Here is a 19,225-nt window from a genome sequence, read left to right as displayed (position 1 = left end):
ACTATAGCCCCTCCCGTCTACGTAATGCAATAATCGCAATTAATAAAAAGAGTGCTGAGATTCCAAGATTTAAACATATTACCGGTAGTGCTGCTCCTACATCATTTGCATAAATAATTTTCATAACAGCTGTGTTTGCCCACGTTAATGGTGATAAATTCGTAACGAAATTTTCTTCTATTACGAAATATGCACCACCAAAAATAGAGGCTAATTGCACAACTACAAGAATAATTGCTCTCGATGATTCAGCTGTTTTCGTAATATATCCGATCCCTAAACCGAAGCTAATTGCTAGGAAGATTTGTGTTAATAAAATAATAAATATGATTCCAAGATGATCGCCCCAATTCGCTTGAAAGACAAATTTACTAAATAACATGACAAGTAATACGCAAAGGGCATTTGCTACTAGGCTACCAAGTACTTTTCCAATGAATATTTCAGCCTTACTTATAGGTGCAGCAATGAGACGATCTCCTGTTTTACGTATTCTTTCTCCTCGAATTAAAGAACTCGCTCCCATCCCAGCATATAGTGCAATCATCGTCGTCATTACAACCGCATAGTAATCCATAGAACCTGGCTTTTTCGCAGCTTGTAAAGATGTTTCTTTTATATAATCATTATGATTTCCGCTTGAAATAACCGCGCTCACCTTACTAGGATCAACTTTTGCAACTTCGGCCGCTACATTGTACTTATCAATAAATGTTGTAAGCATGCCTTCCACAATACTTCCCTCAATACTACTTTTGTCACTTCCGTAAAATTTCGCACCATCTTTATTTAATTCTACATAAGCAGCATATTTATTTTGCTTCACTTCTTCTTTCCCATCTATACTGCCGGAAACTTTTTTAAAATGAATACCCGATTTATCGACTTCTTTCGTAAATGCTTCGAACGTTTGAGAAAATGTGCTACTCGCTTCATCTTTGTAGAGCACTTGTATATCTTTAATCGCTTGACTATCGCTATCAAATGCATTCGTTAACGCTGTTCCTAACACAAGCATTAGTACAATCGGAAATGCTAACATAAAAACTAAAGTTCTTACGTCTCTGAAATCTCTTTTAATATGCATAACTGCAATATTGAAGATGTTCAATTGATGAACCTCCCTTTACCTTTTCTTCATTTACCTTTTATTTATCTCGTAAGTTTCTTCCAGTCAACGTAAGGAATACCGTTTCTAAGTTCGGGGCCTGCTCCTCTAACGAACGAATTTCAATGTCATGATTAATGAAATGCTGAATAATTTTATTTAAATTATTTACTCCTGCATCCGAGTTTACCTTGATTACGTTCTCTTCAACTTGAACAGCTTTCACACCGTTTATCTCTTTTAACTTTTCTACATCTAAATTTTCTACTGACTTCACTTCAACCCAAATGTCTTTCGTATCAGTAATAATCGCTTTTAACTGTTCTTTCGTTCCTTCTGCAATCACTTTACCGTGATCTACAATTGCTATTTTCGTACAAATCTCTTCTACTTCTTCCATGTAGTGGCTCGTGTAAATAATAGTACTTCCCATTTCATTTAATTTTCGAACAGACTGGAGAATATAGTTTCTTGACTGCGGATCAATTCCAACTGTCGGCTCATCCATAATAATTAACTTCGGTCTATGAGCGATCGCACAAGCGATATTCAATCTTCGTTTCATCCCGCCAGAAAAGTTTTTCGGGTAACTTTTATGCTTATCACTAAGCCCTACAAATTGAAGTGCTTCCTCTACTCTCGCTTTTAGCTCAGCTCCTCTTAACCCGTACAATCCAGCAAAGAATTTCACATTTTCATAGGCAGTTAACTCTTCATAAATCGCAATATCTTGCGGAACGATACCGATGTTCATTTTGGCAAATCGATTATGTTTCTTTATATTTTTTCCTAGTATGCTAATTTCACCTTCATTACTTCTTAACAATCCAGCAATCATATTTATCGTTGTACTTTTACCAGCACCATTTGATCCTAAAAAGCCAAATATCTCTCCTTCTTTAATAGATAAAGACATATTATCTACCGCGATGAAATCACCAAATTTTTTCGTTAAATTTTTAATTTCTAATGTATTCATCATTTCACCCCTATTTCGGTTTCTCTGCTTTTAGTATAAACAAAAAAAATGAACCTGCTCAGTGCAGAAGTTCATTCTTTTCACATGAGATTATTCACTTTTTTCATATGAGATGATTCATCCTCGTCATAATTTCCTAAATGGGCAACAGCATCGTTACTGAAAAACCACTTCTTCCGTCTACAATAATTTTTCCGTTTACTGATGCTGTTCGCTCCTCCATCCCCATAATCCCGAGACCTTTCTTAACGAGAGCTGCACCTTTTCCATTATCCTTCACTTGTACTTTCACCATCTTGTTAAGTACATGAATATCGATTGAAATGACTGTCGCATCAGCATATTTCATCGCGTTCGTTAGTGCCTCCGTAACATTTTCACCGATAATCTTCCACTGAATTGGAGAAATCATATCTAAATTCCCTTTATATACGAAAGGAATATTTATATCATGTTTACCGGCAAATTCCTCTATAAATAATTTCATACGATGAATACCAATTTGCTCAGTTGGCGGCTTCATATTTTTTAATGTAACCCGAATACTTTCAATTCCATCTTTCGATATATGAATTGCATTTTGTAATAACTCGGCAGATTTTTCTTTATCTATCCCCATTAACCTCTTTGCTGCTTCCATTTGAATTAGCGCCCCTGTCATCGAGTGGCCAATTTTATCATGAATTTCTTGTGACAACCGATTTCTCTCTTCTAACTTAAATGTGTACTCTGATTGCTTTATGTACTCTTTATTTTCATGTAAGCTTTTCGTCAGCCGCTGCATATCTTTGCGCATCTTATCATTTTGTGATTCCAGCTTTAATACACGAGCGATATAACGATCTGCCATAGTTAATACGATAAAAGAAAATGCAACAATTAATCCATATGTCATCCGAATACTTTCTTCTGTAAAGATAATAGGAATCATCATAATGCTAAAGATCAGCCATTTCTTCTCTATATAACGAAATATAATTTCATATAAGTTCAATGGTAAAAACAAAATAAAAAACGGATGAACCTTCCATGCAAATAATATAACTACTCCAATTGACAGAGAAGTTAATATGTTTTTGTGCGTATCTTTTTTAAATATAGAGATTAGCACGTTTACAGAAAGATATAAAAGCAAAGTAAGTATAATCCATGGTAAGTTCACAACATTTAAATAAATGTAACTAAACACAATATATATAAATACAATTAATTTACTTACAATTAACCAAAATTCCATATCTTTAATCTACTTTCCCTGTTAAGTAATAAATCGCAATTTGTGTGCGATGTTCAAGTCCAGTTTTCCCTAAAACTGATGTAATATAATTTGCAATCGTTCCTTCTGATATGAAAAGTTGCTTTGAAATTTCTTTATTCGAGAAACCTTTCGCAATTAATGCGATAATACTAAGTTCTCTTTCTGTAAAAAGACTTGTATCTATTTTGCATTCTTCCTCTTTGCTCTCCATTAAATTGCTCTTAATTTTATCAAGCACTACATCTTGCATAACAGTTTGACCGTTATATACTCCTTTTATTGCATCACGAATACGCTCTGGATCATTATTTTTTAATAAATAACCTTTCGCCCCGTTCTTCACTGCGTCCAAAATATATTCATCATCATCGAACGTCGTTAAAATTAGTGGTTTCGTTTCCGTTTCTTCACAAATAAATTTCGTTGCCTCTACCCCATTCATATTTGGCATGCGGACATCTAAAAGAGCGATATCAACGTCGTTCTTTTTACAATATTCCACTGCTTCTTTCCCATCATTTACTGTATCTACCACTTCGAACTCTTCATATGTATTTAAAATAATTTTCATGCCTTCTCTAATAAAAGAATTATCATCCGCTATTAATATTTTAATTTTCATGTTTGTTAGTATGGACCTTCCCCTACTAACATTCACATCCTTTCTTCACGTAACATTTCTCACTTGCTCATTATATACTTCTTTTTACCATTTTTTCACACCTTTTTTCATATAGCTTCCTTCCTAAAAATATATTATTCTTTTTTTACAACATGTGTAGGGTGACCTATCATTTCTTACGTCTATATAATAGAATGCGTCAAAAAGGAGGGAGAGACCCATTGAGGAAAAACAATTAATTGAAAAAGCACAGCAAGGAAGCGAACATGCTTTTCGTATCCTTGTGCAAACATATCGTCATTATATTTTTCAAGTTATCTTTTCTATTTTAAGACATGAAGAAGATACAAAAGATGTTACACAAGAAGTATTCGTAAAAATTCACGCCTCTCTCCCTAATTATCAATTTCGCGGATTAAAAACGTGGATGGCTCGTATTGCCACCAATCACGCTATTGATTATAAGAGAAAAAAAGCTAGAGAAAACGAAGAACTCTCCTTATGTAAAGAAACTGAGGAAAATATAAAATCCTCTCATAATGTTGAGGCTTTATTATTGACGAAAGAGCAAAAATTACTCATTGCTCAAAAACTGAGAGAACTTCCTGGAAATTACCGTGACGTCGTTCTCGCACATTACTTAGAAGAAAAAAGTTATCATGAAATTGCTTTGCAGGAAAATATTGAAGTGAAAACAGTCGAAATGAAACTGTACCGGGCAAGAAAATGGATTAAAAAACATTGGAAGGAGGAAGAGTTTCTATGATGCATTATTCAAAAGAAGATTGGCGCAATTATACTTTAGATTTTATAGAAAGCAATAAACGTGAATCTATGGAAGAACACCTTTATGAATGTGATCATTGTTTAGCACTTTATATGGAAAGTATCGATGAACAACAGGAAAACCTTCCAATGATAAATGATGATTCATTTACGAACGAAGTTATGGCGAAAATTGATTTTGAAACGCTACAACCTAATGAAAATATAAAAACAAACTCACTAAAGCGAACGATTATTCACTACATAATTGCTACGGCAGCTACAATTATTTTTATGGTAAGTGGTTTATTCCAGTATATTTTCACAGCGACATCAAATTTCGAGAAATCTTCAAAACATAACGAGTCTTCTATCTCACAACAAATTGTAAACAAATCGGTAGATACATCAAAAAAGGACGGAGGTTCAAAGCATGAATAAAAATCCCTTTTTAGCACTTGTATTAGGGCTAATTCCCGGGCTTGGACATTTATATTTAAAGAAATTTGGAAGGTTTATTTTATATAGCGGAGGGGCTGTATTTCTATTTATCTTTGCAGCATTTTGTACAATAGCATTAGGAGCGCGTGATATTGCTTTTCTTTCTCTATTTTTACTCTTCGTATTATGGGCGATCAATTTATTAGATTTAGTCATCACTATTATTAATCAATCGAAAAAACAAGCAACCGGAGAATTTACAGAGTCCTCTAAAGAGAGCGAACGATTTTATATCATTCTTCTATCAATCATCCCTGGACTTGGACATTTTCAATTAGGACTTATGCAACGTGGACTTACATTTTTAGTAGCTTGCACAGGAATCGGAAGTATGATTATTTTCGTTGCACTTTTAACATCGCAAGAAAGTTTCCTTATCTTCCTTATTACATTACCTGTTTTATGGATTTACAATTTCTTCGATGTTGTTCAGCAACTCCAGAAAAAAGAACGTGGCGAGCAACTAGATGATCGTACTATTTTCGAAGAGTTTGAAGAGCATCGTGAACAAGGAAAGAAGAATAAAACATTCGCTTCTATTTTAGCGATGTTCCCCGGAGCAGGACATATGTATTTAGGTTTACAACGCCGCGGCCTTCAGCTTATGGCAGCCTTTTTACTATCTATTTATTTGCTCGACTTATTAAGACTTTCTGCGTTTTTATTTTTAGTACCAATCATTTGGTTCTATAGCTTTTTTGATGCGTTACAGCAAACTGCAAAATATGGAAAAGAACGTGTTAATGACGAACCTATCATAGATTATTTTATCAATCATCAAAGATGGATCGGTATCGGATTAATTACACTCGGTGGTTACTATTTATTAGATCAAACAGTCCTTCCTATTTTGAATGACTATTTTGCAACTATATTTAATATTCATCTTAGCGAACTATATTATCGCTATTTCCAAACATCTATCGTTGCACTCCTCTTAATTGGTGGCGGCTTTAAATTGTTACTTGGAAACAAAGAAAACAAAGGTGGTACAAACGAATGAGAACATGGCGCGTTGGAACATTCTCAATGGGGCTTTCCATTATTACATTAGGTTGTTTCTTACTATTTTCAGTCATTAAAGGCACTCAAGTATTGGATACACTAACTGCATGGTGGCCTGTTTTACTTATTATACTTGGCGCTGAAATTTTACTATATCTTCTATTTTCTAAGAAGGAACAATCATTTATTAAATATGATATTTTTAGTATTTTCTTTATCGGCGTTTTAGGAAGCGTTGGAATTGCTTTTTATTGTTTATTATCAACTGGATTATTAGATGAAGTTCGTTACGCCTTTAATACAACTAGACAAACGAACACGATTCCAGAAAGTAAACTTGATATTCCTGAATCTATCAATAAAATTGTAGTGGATGCAGGTACAGACAATTATCCTCTAACGATAGACGGCAGGAACTCAAATGAAGTTAGCCTTCTTGGAACATACGAAATGACGACAAAAGGAAATGAAAAACTCAATTTAAAACAAGAAGATTTTCTTTCAGTTCAAACGACTGGGGAAACAATGTATATAACATTAAAGTCATTACCGTTTCATCAAAAAATGTTTGGTCATGAACCACGAGTAAAACCGACGCTTGTACTCCCACAAACGAAACATGTAGAAATTCGTGCTTCTAATCGAGATCTTTCTCTTTATCCAGGTCAATTACAAAACAATTGGTTTGTACAAGAAAGCTCAGGTGTATCTGTTCATTTAATAAAAGAGAGTGACGTATCTCTAACAGCAGTAACAAATCAAAAAGAAGCTATTGGAAATACACCTTGGGAACAAGTAGAAGATTTAACAAAAAAAGAAAACAATTCTTCAGAAGAAAATCCAGAATTAAACGAGCAAGAACATTGGTATAAAAATTCGATTAAAACAGGCAATGGGACGTACAAGTTAAACATCGAGAAAGCTTACAATTTAAATATGAGTGTTATTGAAAAATAAGAAACCTTCCACAATTGTGGAAGGTTTTTCTCATATAATCGCTTTAATTCCTTCTAACACTAATCCAATCATAAATCCGCAAACAGCCCCGTTTACTCGGATCCACTGTAAATCTTTTCCTACATTATTTTCAATCATTTCGATTAATGTTTTATCGTCTAACTTATCAAGGTTTTCTTGTACAAGCTTTCCAATTTTCGAATGATTCTTTTCAACCAGTGTGACAACTTGTTTTTGTAACCAATCTTCTATTTTTTGAACAGTCTGTTCATCTTCTTTTATTTTGTTCATTTGTGTTTGTAAAAATGGAATAACATATTTATCCGTAAATTCTTCATTTTTCACAAAAGTAATTGCCCTTTGTTGCACTTGCTCCAGCATCTCTTTAATTTTGTCAGTAGCATTCCAATTGGCAATCCATTTTTCTTTCCAATTTTCTAACTCCTGTAGTAAAGCTTCATTTTCTTTTACATTTATAATTTCTTGACGAATTTTTGTTAAAATAAGTTGTCTTGTGCTATTATCAGCATCTTGTAAGCTGTTAATATTGCTAATGATAAACTTCTGCAAAATACCACCAATTTTATCTTCATCTACAATATTCATAAATGATTTCAAAGTAAACTGCAAGAATCCATCTACTTTTATATTTTCCATCGCCTTCATACCTAAGCTTCCGAGCTGGTAACGTGCTTCATCTTGCGCTGTCCAATCTTTCACTTTTACTAATATGTAATCAAGTGTCTTTTCATCATATTCTTGCACAACTAATTGATCAACAAGCACTTGTAAGATGTTACTTGTATTAATTGTATGCAAATATGTTTTCATTTCTTTTTCAATAATAACCGCTAACTTTTCTGTATCTATTGAAACAATTGCTTTCTCCGCAATCGTTACAATTCCTTTCTTCACAGCATCAGACTGCATTTCTCTCTCAGCAATTTGCAGCACCATTTGCGCTAGCTGCATTTCTTTTACTTTATTCGTAATACTTTCTTTCGTTAGCCACTCATTTTCTAACGTATTGATGAGCCCTTTCGTTACTCTCTTTCGATTTTTAGGTAACAAAGCTGTATGCGGAATTGGAATTCCCATCGGATGACGGAATAATGCTGTAACTGCGAACCAATCTGCAAGCCCGCCAACTAACCCAGCTTCAAATCCCCCTTGAATAATCTCTCCAGCTACCGTTCCTTGAAAAGGGATAGAAGCCGCAAAGCCTACTCCCATAACCCCAAGCGAAATACCCGCTATATATTTAGTCTGTAATGACATCGTATACACATCCTCTTATTATGTAAAATAAAGCTATTTTGTTATGTTTATTTCATATTCGTTCTTTATATCTATACTATAATGAACTAATCCGAAAATAACAAAGAATTTATAATAATACATTTGTTATATAAATAAAAAATGAGGCTACAACTAGCCTCATTTTTGTTTTAACATTAATGCCTCACCTGTTTTATAATAGCCATTCATTACATCTTTCGGAACCATACTACCTCCAGTTCCCCACACAATATGAGTACTGTTCTTCATCTTCTCCATTAACTTTCGCTTTTGTAAATACTCATCTTCTTTACATACTTTCACTGGCCCTATCATACCCGCTAACGCAGAAGGCTCTAAATAAATATTTTCCGTATCCGCCAGTTCTTTTAACAACTTATATAACTCTTCATCACTTACTGTATAATTCCCACTCAAAAATGGTTCCATCGTTTTCCCAACAAATCCTGATGGTCTTCCTACTGCAAGTCCGTCTGCATCTGTTACATTATCAATACCGATATCTTGAACGGCAATTTTATCATGAAGTCCTGTCATTAATCCGAGTAGCATACATGGTGAATGTGTCGGCTCTGCAAAGAAGCAATGTACGTTGTCTTTATACAATAACTTTAAACCAAATGCTACTCCGCCAGGTCCGCCCCCTACTCCGCAAGGAAGGTAAACGAATAAAGGATGTTCTTCATCTACTACAATCTTTAACTCTTCTAATTGCTTTTGTAAACGTGATGCTGCTACTGCATATCCTAAAAATAAATCATGTGAGTTTTCATCATCTACAAAATAACAGCTAGGATCTGCATCTGCTTGCTGACGCCCCTCTTCTACTGCTTTACTATAATCAGCTTCATATTCAATAACGTTTACACCTTTACGTCTTAATAAATCTTTTTTCCATTCTTTTGCGTCCGCTGACATATGAACAGTTACGCTAAAACCTAGTTTCGCACTCATAATCCCAATGCTTAGCCCTAAATTACCTGTAGAACCTACCGCAATTGAGTATTTTGCAAAAAACTCTCTACAAGTATCACTGTCTAAAATGGAATAATTATCTTCTTCTGTTAACATTCCATGCTGCAAAGCTAATTGTTCAGCATGTTTCAGCACTTCATAAATCCCGCCCCTAGCTTTAATTGATCCTGATATTGGAAGCTGACTATCACACTTTAATAGCAATTCTCCTAATATAGGTTGCCCGTAATTTTTCTCTAAAGACCTTTTCATAGAAGGTATCTTCACTAAAGGTGATTCTATAATACCGCCTGTTTCTTTCGTTTCAGGAAAAACTTTCGCAATATATGGTGCAAAACGCTTTAATCTCTCTTCCGCATCTTGTACATTCTCTTCATTCAGTGGCGAATCTATTATTGCCATTTCATACTTTTCCATGTTCGGATTCATCCAAAACACTTCTTCTGTTGCGATTAATTTATTTATTAGTGGATATTGCTCTTTTAATTTCTCTATTTCCTTCATTTTTCTTCCTCCTCATAACCTTGTAGCTTACGATTCAATAAATTATAATTAAATTAATTTTAATATAGTTTAACATAAATTATTCACTTTATTTAATTTTAATTTAATTTATTTAAATATAATTTAATAATTAGTAAGGAGATTTTCATTATGGAAAATATAGATATTGGTAAAAAGATTGAAAAACAAAGAAAAGAAAAAGGTTTAACGAGTAAAGAACTAGCAACGATGGCAGGTATTACACCATCTATGTTAAGTCAAATTGAGCGTGGGTCTGCTAACCCTTCTATTCAAACATTAAAAGTACTCGCTAAAGCTCTTGATGTTCCAACATTTAGCTTTTTACTTGAAGATACAAATACAGACGATTTAATTGTACGTTCTCATAAACGAAAAAAAATGATTATCGATAATTTATCATATGAATTGCTCTCACCTGATTTCACAGGAAATTTAGCAACAGCAATTATGACTGTTCCGCCGAATACAGCTTCATCAGAAAATGTACTAGAACATAAAGGTGAGGAATTAGCATTTGTATTAGATGGGACAATCACATTGCACTTAAACGAAGAAGAATACATATTAGAAACTGGTGATAGTGTAAAAATACCTGCTTATTTAAAGCATAAATGGGTAAATCAATTTGAGAAAAATGCGATTGTCTTATTTTCTGTTACTCCGCCGATTTTTTAATACATAATAAAAAGATAGCCACGCATGGATACACTCCATAGGTGGCTATCTTTTTATTTTTTCGGCACGAACATAATCCCTAAACTAATAACAAAAAAGCTCATTATTTGCTGTACTGATAAACCAAATAAAACCGAATTTTGTTCACTAATAAGCGAAATAATAATATGAGCAACTCCCTCAACTATTAGAAAAACACTTATGTTCTTTCCATTTCCAAGTCTTTCATTTTTCATCCATAACAAGCCGATTATACAAAGGGCAAGGATGATCTCGTATGCGAAAATGGGATGATATAAAAATTTAGATTCATATATTTTCACACCCCAAGGCAATGTCGTTTGTACACCTATTTTGTGGTTGAATAGAAAATAAAAAATAATACTCATACATAGTCCAATAGGTAATGCATCAAGTAAAATACGAAGCGAAAATTGTCCCTTTTTACTTTTCCAAACAATGTATATACTCGCAATTATGCATCCTACTATCATATGCTGCATACTTCCTACAGCTAATAGTGCCTGCAATGGCGACCTAAAGGCCCATACTGGATTTAAAATTGCCGGTGCAAATTTCCATACAAATACGATGATAAGAAAAGCATTTGTTACTGCATCCATCATTTTTTCATATGGTACACTTTGTTTCTTCATCTTTCGTTTCATCAACATAAATCCAAATAAACTTCCAATTATAAGAGATACGGGTTGTAACTTCACGATCCACTCCATCACTATGAAATCCCCTCTTTAACTCTCAATTAATTTCTTAAATTTCTCTTCTAATTGATCTGGAGGTAATACGCCTCGTACTTGCTCTACGATAATTCCATCTTTATTAACAAAAAATGTCGTTGGTAATGAAAATACTTTATAATCTAATCCAGCTACTCCGTCCATATCTAGTAAAACAGGAAACTTAAATCCGTGACGATCTGCAAATGCACTCGCTTCTTGTACTGGATCTCCAATTGTCGCATTTACCGCAAAAATTTCAACATCCTTTTTATATTTATCATACATACGAACTAAGTCAGGTGCCTCCATTTCACATGGGCCACACCATGATGCCCAAAAATTAATAAGGTATGGCTTTCCTTTTGCATCATTTAACGAATACAGCTTCCCGTCTAACCCTTTTAATGTTATGTTTGGCGCTTTAAATCCTACTTGTGGTAATACTTCTGTTTCTTGTAACTCCGCTTGTTTTGCTTTTCTTTCTTTTTCTTCTTTCTTTGTATTATAAAAATTAACTCCGGCCCAAATTAATGCCCCGGCCAGTATAATCGCAATTAGCTTCTTCACTTTTCTTCCTCCTCATTTTTAAAAGCCTGTAAATCCACCGAATAGACGAATAAAGAATGCGGTAATTTTCGTCATTTGATTTGTATACAATAAAACCCCTGTTACAATCATCATTCCACCGCCAATTTTCATCATGACATTGGCATATGTAACAATCCATTTTACCTTCCCAATAAAGAATGCCATCACAAAAAATGGAACCGCAAACCCAAGAGTATACGCGGTAATATAAAGAAGTGCCCCCTCTGGATTTGTTGCACCAAGCATGAGTACAGCTGAAAATATCGGTCCAACACATGGCGTCCAACCCGCTGCATATGTCATACCGACTAAAATTGAGCGAATATATCCAGTCGATTTACTGCTGTATTGTACTTTTTTCTCTGCCATAAGCCACTTAGGTTGAAACAAACCTGTCATAAACAGTCCCATCAAAACAATAAAAACCCCACCAATTTGTTGAATCAATTTTTGGTTAGATGAAAATGTTATTCCAATCCAACTTACCGATAAACCTAACGCATAAAATATAACCGAAAATCCGATCATAAAAAATACGGTATGTATAATCGCTGATTTTTGCATCATTCCACGATTCTCTTTTAAATCTTGAATAGACACACCTGTAATATATGATAAATAAGATGGATATAGCGGTAAAGAACATGGTGATATAAATGACAATACCCCTGCCCCAGCTACAAGCCAAATTGTTAAATCTGCTGCATTCATTTTACTCCCCCTAAAGCACTACAATAAGTAGTGTTAATTCTTAAAAAAAAGAGGCTATATGCACTCTCCGACAATAAGTACAATCGACATACAGAATAAACCTAATGTTACATATACCGAATTCGTATGTAATGGAATATTGAGCTTAACAACTTTTTCATTTAACACTTGCTCGATTCGTAAATTTATTGCTGTTTTTGCAAATGAAGCTGTCACACATCGATTTTCCATTGTCTTTATTTTAATTAATTTTAATAACGCACTACCTAATTCGAATGAAGATTTCATCTTTTGCATTGCATATTTATCTGCTGCTAGCTCCTGATACACATGATAGCGCTGCAATAACCCTTTTAATATCGGGATGTACACCATTCCTTCTGCTAATAACGTAAAACAAAATAATTTTAATGGATCTCGATTAGTTTGATGATATTCTTCATGGAAAATAATCGCATCCATTTCTTCATCTGAGAATGTTTGAAGCATGCCTTCTGACATGACAACTTTCGGACGAAATAACCCAATTGTAAATGCTGTAACTTCCGCGTTCGGCAATATATATATTTGTTTTCCTTTTCGAGTGAAAGGGATAAGTACTTTTTGTAATTTTTTACTATAGAAAAATTGTCGCCAAATTCTTTTGCACACTATGAGTACTGTAAGTAATAGTAATCCAGCAATTATAATACGAATGAGCGATAATTCCTTCATATGTTTTTCTAATTGAAACAAGCAAAAATTCGAAAAAAAGAACGCCTTATTTTGAAACAGAAATGGATATGTAACGTAATACACTAACATACTGAAAAAGAGGGTACTAACAATTACTGCTAACAATACGATTTTACGCATTTGCCATTTCATTTCATTGATCCTCTTTTTTTAACTGACTCAATTTGTCTTCTAATTTTTTTATTAAAGTCGGATCAGCCTGCTCTAACTCATCTAGCATATGATTTACAACTAAATCTCCAAATTCCCCCATCAATTCCTGTGTCATTTTCTTCGTTTGATTGGATAAGAATTCTTCTTTTGTTTGTACAGTACGATATATGCCACTTCTTTTCACCGTCTGTTTTTCTAAGTGTAATTTCTCTACTAACCTGTTCATAACTGTCATAACAGTGTTAAAATTCACAGGTGATTCTTCACTTAATTTCTGCTGCACTTCTTTAATCGTAATACCCTCGGTAGACCAAACAATCTCCATAATTTTTGCTTCAAGAGGTCCAAAAAAGTGATTTAATCCTTGCTCATTTAATTTATAGTTTTGAGTAAACATAGTATGGCTCCTTTCACACTACAAATTGTAGTACAAATTAAATGAAAGGTCAAACAAGAATGATATACACTAAAATTCACTACCTATAAATACGTAGGCCATTCCATTCATTTTAAACCTAATTTCTCTCCAAATGTCTCAAAGAGATACTGCTCTAATATTTGTACATTAAACTTCTCATTGCGCCCAAGTGCAAATAATTCCCGATCCTTTGCTACGATAGTATCTAAAGGAATAACGACATTATCCACTATTTTTGTAATTTCAATGATGTTACTTTTTACATTTACCTCTGTTTTAAATTCAACATTTTCTAATACGATATGTGAACGTCTTCCTGATGTAAAAAAAGTAAAATTAGGATTTTTAACAACGCCAATTTCAGCCTCTAACGCATATAAATAGTGAAAAATTATATCTCTATGTCCATCTTTTATTATTTTTTCATCCTTCTCATCATCTAAGTATTCTTTCACCTTCGCTGCAAACTCAAATCGAAAATCCACCTTTTTCACGCTCCCTCTTTGTATTTTTATATTAAATAAATATACTGAAATAATTTTACCATATTGTAATACAAGTTCCTATTAAAAGTAAAAAACGATTTGTGAAATCTCTACTATTTCCGATTCCTTTTTAAAGTATAAACACTAATTCAATTTGAATTAATGCTTCGTTATATCCATTTAAACATATTGTTTCCATATTTTGAAACAATAGTATGAAGTATTATATATCGATAAAGTGAAACTTTAATCAATGGGGTTTTGTTCATCCCCCACTGATTATCAACCCTCACCAATCAGACTTTTACAGGCAGCCCGCAAATAGCGGGGTAAATTGTTTCAAATTCATTTTTCTATATAGTTATCACTACCTTTACTATTCCAATATACTTAAACTATATTTTCTACTTATTCATTACATGAGAGAAGGAATGTAACTCTCTTCTATCGAATTTTTTATATAACAAAAATGATTAGGTGGTGCTTTACTATGAAATTAGCTGTCATTGGTGGCGGTGATTTACAAGATTCAAATCACTTGCCTATTAATGAGCGACTTATAGAATTAACAAATAAACAGTATCCAAAAGTATTATTCATCCCTACAGCTAGTCATGATGATGAAAGCTATATAAAGTTATTTTTAGACACGTTCGAAAAACAATTACACTGTGAAGTACAAATTTTACGTACTATAGCTGATACACCTTCTAAATATGAAATAGACGAAATGATTCAGTCTGCTGATTTAATTTATCTCGGTGGCGGGAACTATATTCACATGCTTACAGAATGGAAAGAACTTAAACTCGATGAAAAATTACTATTGGCTCTTGAGCAAGGAACACTCATTGCAGGCAATAGCGCTGGTGCTATGTGTTGGTTCACATCTAGTATCCGATCAAATTATGAAGGTTCTGGTTATATAGAGTGTAACGGTTGGGGGATTGTTAACAAAAGGTTTTGTCCACATTATAATCAATTAAATAGAATGAACGCCTTCCATTCCTTTTTACAAAATCATCAAGGTAATATAGAAGGAATTGCACTAGAGGATAATTGCGCTTTATATATTACAGAAGAATCTTTTGAAATTATCGGTGAACCTGAAAAAGCGTGGGAGTTTTATATGAGCGATAACAAGCTCATTAGACAACATTTTGATATCACTTTAAAAAGCTATTTGTAAACATACACTTACAAAAAATGTCCCTAAGTATAATAACTTAGGGACATTTGCATGATTTAACTCACTAGTCGTGTAATTCGTTTCTTCTGCCATGAAAGCTTATAATATGCATACTGTAATATTAAGCTGACAATAAATGCTGCTGGGTACCCAATCCATATCCCTTCTATGCCAAGACTTGTATGGTAAGAAAGGTAATACGCTACAGGTACTTCAACAAGCCAAATTGATACAACTCCGATAACAGTTGGCCATAATACTGTACCACTCGCTCGCATTGTCGCACTAATAATTTGCGCATGCCCGAAAATTAAATAACTCCATAACGTAATCATAACTAGGCTATGAGCAATTTCAATTGTAGTTTGACTCGTTAAAAATAGTGATAGAATGTCTCTTGAGAACAAGTAAATAAGAGATATTAGCACACCACCGATGACGTAGTTCATAATAATTCCGGCCTTCACAACTTTCTGCAATCTATCAAATTGATTCGCACCAATTGATTGTGCTGCAAAAATGGAAACTGTAATACCAAGGCTAACTGCTGGCATTTGTACATAACTTGCAACCTGGTTCACAACGCCATAAGCTGCTGTTGCATCCGAACCATAACGATTCACAAACGCGATTACCGCAATTTCAGATAATGAAACTAATATCATATTAATACTCGCTGGAATTCCGAGTCGTAACAATAGCTTCAATAACTCCCTATCCATGCGAAGATATTTCCTTACCGTACTATCTAATTGTAGTGGGTGATTTTTATTCTTTAAATACACTAGCATGACAATAAACGTAATCACTGTAGATATAACAGAAGCATAGGCTGCTCCATACACATCTAATTTCGGAGCTCCTAACCATCCAAAAATAAGAATTGGTAATAAGATCATATTTAGCGCTGTACTTACAATTAAAAAGTAAAATGGCGTTTTAGAATCTCCTGTACCTCTCATAAATGTTGTGTATGCAAAATATAAAAATAATACTGGCATCGATATAAATAAAATACGTGCATAATGAACACTTATATCAATAATATTTTCTGGCGTTCCCATTAGGCGCATAATATCCATCGCAAAAATACTACCTATTATCGCCAACACAACTCCAATAATAAATGTAAATGTCAGTGTCGTACCAACGATAGCTTTTAAACGATCTTCGTTTTTAGCACCAAACGCCTGACCAATTAAAATAGAACTCCCTGAACCAATACCAATTACAAATGAAACGAGTAAGAAAAATAGTGGAAAGAATGCTGATATAGCTGCTAAATCATTAACGCCAAGCCATCTTCCTACTACTACCATACCGAATAATTGTCCAATCGATTGTAATACATTACTTAATAGTAACGGTACTAAAAACATGGACATCGATTTCCAAATCGGTTTACTCTCACTTTCTAACTTATGTGACTCCGCACCTTCTTTATTATTATCTGTAGGTGGTTTCAAATTTCATTTCTCCTTTTATTAAAAATCTGTTTTTCAACTTCTATTTCTTTGTATAGTTGTTATAATAATGTGCCTCTATTTATTTTCTTTTCCATATTATCATAACTTTACCCAATATTGGCTTCCATCTGCTGTTCTATCTAAAAACCCATATTCGATTAAATACCTTCTTAAAGTTACAAAATCCGGGTATACTCTTTCTATGATAGTATTTACTTCTTTTTCAGTGTACTTTTTATTACTATCAAACTTCGTCACTAAATGGCGTAATATAATTAATTTGCGCTTTTGCTTTTTCGGAAATGTAGAAAGTGGTCCATCTAATCCTTCTGTAAAATGCGCTTTTAATACTTCATCATTTTCTTCTTCCGTAATATTGTAGCGATCATCTACCATCGTTGCGGTTCTATGAATTGGTACAAATTTCGTTTGTACTTTTGATTTTTCTTCTGACAGTTCCATTAACGCTAAAAACACTTTCGCTTGCTTCATTTTCTCTCGAAGTGTAAATCGATGATTACGAATGGTTGATGTACTTCCGCCATCCATCTCTTTTACAATCTCTTTATCATTTAGCCCCATATAGAAAAACTGAACCATTTTCTTTTGCAAATCCGTTAAACCAGTATACTTCTTATCAAGGTTTAATAAATAATCAAACATAGACGTATGTTCATTTTGCACATGCAATTGTACAAACTTCTCTGCTTCATACAAAACCTGATTATCTTGATAAATAACCCCCTTAATAAACGCTTCTCCACAAGCTAAACAAATATACTCCTCTGCTTCCGCTTCAAATACATACCCTTTCTTCAATTCTTCTACCGAAGCATCCCAAAACTTCTCTGAAATATCACTCACACTAAACACTCCTTTAAAATGTTTATCTAAAAACAGACATTTCCCAATAACGTTTACTATCTCTTCATCATCTTAACATAAAACAAACAAACACTTCAATGTTTCGTTTACCCATTTTATAAACTTTTATAAAAAACGTCCACTAAATAATTTTATAAAAAGACTTAAAGTAACAAAAAAGCGAATGTATTTAATACACAAATGAAGATAGGATGTGAAACAAAACATGACTATTCTGCAAGATCCTTGGTTTACTGTTAATCAAATTTACGGTTCACATCATACTCTTGGTCTCCCGCCTACTATACTGAAAGAACTAAAATACGCTATTCAATATTTGAGTGATAACAACCTCGTTCTACACGGAACTGGTACTCACTCATTCCAAAACTTCAGCATTCAATTTTAACTACAAAAAAGGTATTTCCGTATATGGAAACACCTTTTATCCATTATATATTCTATTTATAACCTCGACTAAAGCCTTACTTACCTGTACAAATATATGCTTTCGATTTCCATCCTCAACAAATTTATTTGCACAACTACCCATAACCGTCATACAACTAATTATGACTAGCGCTAACTTTCTATTCTTGTAAGTCACTTCATACCTCTCCACTATTACAAAATTCCATTTAAATTTATCCCATCAGGAAATTTTACATGAATAATAAAGCGTGTGAATATGCAATTATGCATATATTCACACGCTTTATTACGATATCGTGATTTAATTTAGTTAAAGAACACGTATACCGAGGTGACTGACTTGAAGTTTAAAGCGAAAAAGAATCCATTTCACGTCATTTTTATTACATTATTTATCAGTATTTTTCTCGTTTCACTATTCTTCCAAAATGAAAATTCTATTTTTTTCACTCTCATGATGCTGTTAAATATCGTGAACCTTTCTTCATTCTATTTTTCTCACTACAATATAACGGAATCATCCCTTGTTGTAAAACATGGTTTTGTATTTCATACTGAAATTCCATTTGAAGATATTCGTCACGTTAAATTCTCTGGCAAAACAATTCGCTCTGAAAAGTGGACTAGGCAGCAATTAGAAATCCATTACAATTTATTTGATTCTGTGACAACTTTCGTACCCAAAGAAGAGGAAAAATTCATTGCACTCTTAAAAGAAAACTGTCCACATATGAAAGTATTGAATATGCCTACTAACAAATAATATATTTTGGCA

Annotated in this window: 21 protein-coding genes and 1 pseudogene; 8 read left to right on the top strand and 14 right to left on the bottom strand. The window is 33.5% G+C overall.

Annotated elements, in window-relative coordinates:
• Nucleotide 1: 1 nt before the first annotated feature.
• From DN392_RS21485 to DN392_RS21470, 4 genes are all read right to left on the bottom strand, one after another.
• Nucleotides 2-1,111 (bottom strand): ABC transporter permease, encoded by a 1,110-nt coding sequence (locus DN392_RS21485; protein WP_001020182.1) that lies wholly within the window; start codon nt 1,109-1,111, stop codon nt 2-4.
• Between the two features lie 37 nt (nt 1,112-1,148).
• The gene (locus tag DN392_RS21480) at nt 1,149-2,087 is read right to left on the bottom strand and encodes an ABC transporter ATP-binding protein (RefSeq protein WP_001093813.1); all 939 of its coding nucleotides are present in this window, start codon (nt 2,085-2,087) and stop codon (nt 1,149-1,151) included.
• Nucleotides 2,088-2,223: 136 nt separating this feature from the next.
• A complete protein-coding gene (locus DN392_RS21475; RefSeq protein WP_000397644.1) occupies nt 2,224-3,324 on the bottom strand; it encodes a sensor histidine kinase in 1,101 nt (366 codons plus the stop codon).
• A 4-nt stretch (nt 3,325-3,328) separates the two neighbouring features.
• Nucleotides 3,329-3,967 (bottom strand): response regulator transcription factor, encoded by a 639-nt coding sequence (locus DN392_RS21470; RefSeq protein WP_048566877.1) that lies wholly within the window; start codon nt 3,965-3,967, stop codon nt 3,329-3,331.
• A 283-nt stretch (nt 3,968-4,250) separates the two neighbouring features.
• On the opposite strand from DN392_RS21470, the gene DN392_RS21460 reads away from it, so the two are divergent.
• Genes DN392_RS21460 through exsE form a run of 4 tightly spaced genes read left to right on the top strand, consistent with a single transcriptional unit; the run spans nt 4,251 to nt 7,195 of the window.
• Entirely contained in the window at nt 4,251-4,733 is a 483-nt protein-coding gene (locus tag DN392_RS21460; RefSeq protein WP_239661035.1) for an RNA polymerase sigma factor, read from the top strand.
• Entirely contained in the window at nt 4,730-5,173 is a 444-nt protein-coding gene (locus tag DN392_RS21455; RefSeq protein WP_048566876.1) for a hypothetical protein, read from the top strand. Before DN392_RS21460 ends, DN392_RS21455 begins: the two co-directional genes overlap by 4 nt.
• Nucleotides 5,166-6,236 (top strand): hypothetical protein, encoded by a 1,071-nt coding sequence (locus DN392_RS21450; protein WP_048566875.1) that lies wholly within the window; start codon nt 5,166-5,168, stop codon nt 6,234-6,236. Before DN392_RS21455 ends, DN392_RS21450 begins: the two co-directional genes overlap by 8 nt.
• Entirely contained in the window at nt 6,233-7,195 is a 963-nt protein-coding gene (gene exsE, locus DN392_RS21445; protein WP_048566874.1) for an exosporium protein ExsE, read from the top strand. Before DN392_RS21450 ends, exsE begins: the two co-directional genes overlap by 4 nt.
• Nucleotides 7,196-7,225: 30 nt before the next feature.
• Here the strand turns inward: exsE and DN392_RS21440 are convergent, their stop codons facing one another.
• Both DN392_RS21440 and DN392_RS21435 read right to left on the bottom strand, forming a co-directional pair.
• On the bottom strand, nt 7,226-8,473 hold the full coding sequence (locus tag DN392_RS21440; protein ID WP_016088453.1) for a DUF445 domain-containing protein: 1,248 nt from the start codon (nt 8,471-8,473) through the stop codon (nt 7,226-7,228).
• A gap of 159 nt (nt 8,474-8,632) precedes the next feature.
• Nucleotides 8,633-9,973 (bottom strand): D-serine ammonia-lyase, encoded by a 1,341-nt coding sequence (locus DN392_RS21435; RefSeq protein WP_048566873.1) that lies wholly within the window; start codon nt 9,971-9,973, stop codon nt 8,633-8,635.
• Nucleotides 9,974-10,123: 150 nt separating this feature from the next.
• Between DN392_RS21435 and DN392_RS21430 the strand changes: the two genes are divergently transcribed.
• Nucleotides 10,124-10,669, top strand: a complete 546-nt coding sequence (locus DN392_RS21430) for a helix-turn-helix domain-containing protein (protein WP_048566872.1) — start codon at nt 10,124-10,126, stop codon at nt 10,667-10,669.
• A 53-nt stretch (nt 10,670-10,722) separates the two neighbouring features.
• On the opposite strand, the gene DN392_RS21425 is transcribed toward DN392_RS21430, so the two are convergent.
• From DN392_RS21425 to DN392_RS21400, 6 genes are all read right to left on the bottom strand, one after another.
• Nucleotides 10,723-11,403 carry a prolipoprotein diacylglyceryl transferase family protein gene (locus DN392_RS21425; protein ID WP_064056740.1) on the bottom strand — a complete coding sequence of 227 codons (681 nt, stop codon included), beginning with the start codon at nt 11,401-11,403 and terminating at the stop codon, nt 10,723-10,725.
• A gap of 18 nt (nt 11,404-11,421) precedes the next feature.
• A complete protein-coding gene (locus DN392_RS21420) occupies nt 11,422-11,976 on the bottom strand; it encodes a TlpA family protein disulfide reductase (protein ID WP_000733169.1) in 555 nt (184 codons plus the stop codon).
• Between the two features lie 18 nt (nt 11,977-11,994).
• Complete coding sequence (ccdA, locus tag DN392_RS21415; RefSeq protein ID WP_000990449.1) at nt 11,995-12,708, bottom strand: cytochrome c-type biogenesis protein CcdA; 714 nt, start codon at nt 12,706-12,708, stop codon at nt 11,995-11,997.
• A 54-nt stretch (nt 12,709-12,762) separates the two neighbouring features.
• Nucleotides 12,763-13,575 (bottom strand): M56 family metallopeptidase, encoded by an 813-nt coding sequence (locus DN392_RS21410; RefSeq protein WP_064056741.1) that lies wholly within the window; start codon nt 13,573-13,575, stop codon nt 12,763-12,765.
• Nucleotide 13,576: 1 nt separating this feature from the next.
• A complete protein-coding gene (locus DN392_RS21405; protein WP_000495070.1) occupies nt 13,577-13,993 on the bottom strand; it encodes a BlaI/MecI/CopY family transcriptional regulator in 417 nt (138 codons plus the stop codon).
• A 107-nt stretch (nt 13,994-14,100) separates the two neighbouring features.
• Nucleotides 14,101-14,499: a DUF3942 family protein gene (locus DN392_RS21400; protein WP_002108594.1), complete on the bottom strand. Its 399-nt coding sequence runs from the start codon at nt 14,497-14,499 to the stop codon at nt 14,101-14,103.
• 490 nt (nt 14,500-14,989) lie between these two features.
• On the opposite strand from DN392_RS21400, the gene DN392_RS21395 reads away from it, so the two are divergent.
• Nucleotides 14,990-15,688 (top strand): peptidase E, encoded by a 699-nt coding sequence (locus DN392_RS21395; RefSeq protein ID WP_000762124.1) that lies wholly within the window; start codon nt 14,990-14,992, stop codon nt 15,686-15,688.
• Nucleotides 15,689-15,744: 56 nt separating this feature from the next.
• On the opposite strand, the gene DN392_RS21390 is transcribed toward DN392_RS21395, so the two are convergent.
• Nucleotides 15,745-17,154: an MATE family efflux transporter gene (locus tag DN392_RS21390; protein ID WP_064056742.1), complete on the bottom strand. Its 1,410-nt coding sequence runs from the start codon at nt 17,152-17,154 to the stop codon at nt 15,745-15,747.
• 99 nt (nt 17,155-17,253) lie between these two features.
• Nucleotides 17,254-18,018, bottom strand: a complete 765-nt coding sequence (locus DN392_RS21385; protein ID WP_064056743.1) for a DUF2087 domain-containing protein — start codon at nt 18,016-18,018, stop codon at nt 17,254-17,256.
• A 256-nt stretch (nt 18,019-18,274) separates the two neighbouring features.
• On the opposite strand from DN392_RS21385, the pseudogene DN392_RS21380 reads away from it, so the two are divergent.
• Nucleotides 18,275-18,427: pseudogene (locus DN392_RS21380) on the top strand (MBL fold metallo-hydrolase); the annotation flags it as partial.
• Between the two features lie 363 nt (nt 18,428-18,790).
• Nucleotides 18,791-19,213 carry a PH domain-containing protein gene (locus DN392_RS21375; protein ID WP_048566867.1) on the top strand — a complete coding sequence of 141 codons (423 nt, stop codon included), beginning with the start codon at nt 18,791-18,793 and terminating at the stop codon, nt 19,211-19,213.
• Nucleotides 19,214-19,225 lie beyond the last annotated feature (12 nt).

The organism is Bacillus sp. BB51/4 (assembly GCF_008368845.1).
Classification (GTDB): domain Bacteria; phylum Bacillota; class Bacilli; order Bacillales; family Bacillaceae_G; genus Bacillus_A; species Bacillus_A wiedmannii.
The sequence above is the reverse complement of the archived record's forward strand: the minus strand, read 5'-3'. Positions and strand labels throughout refer to the sequence as shown.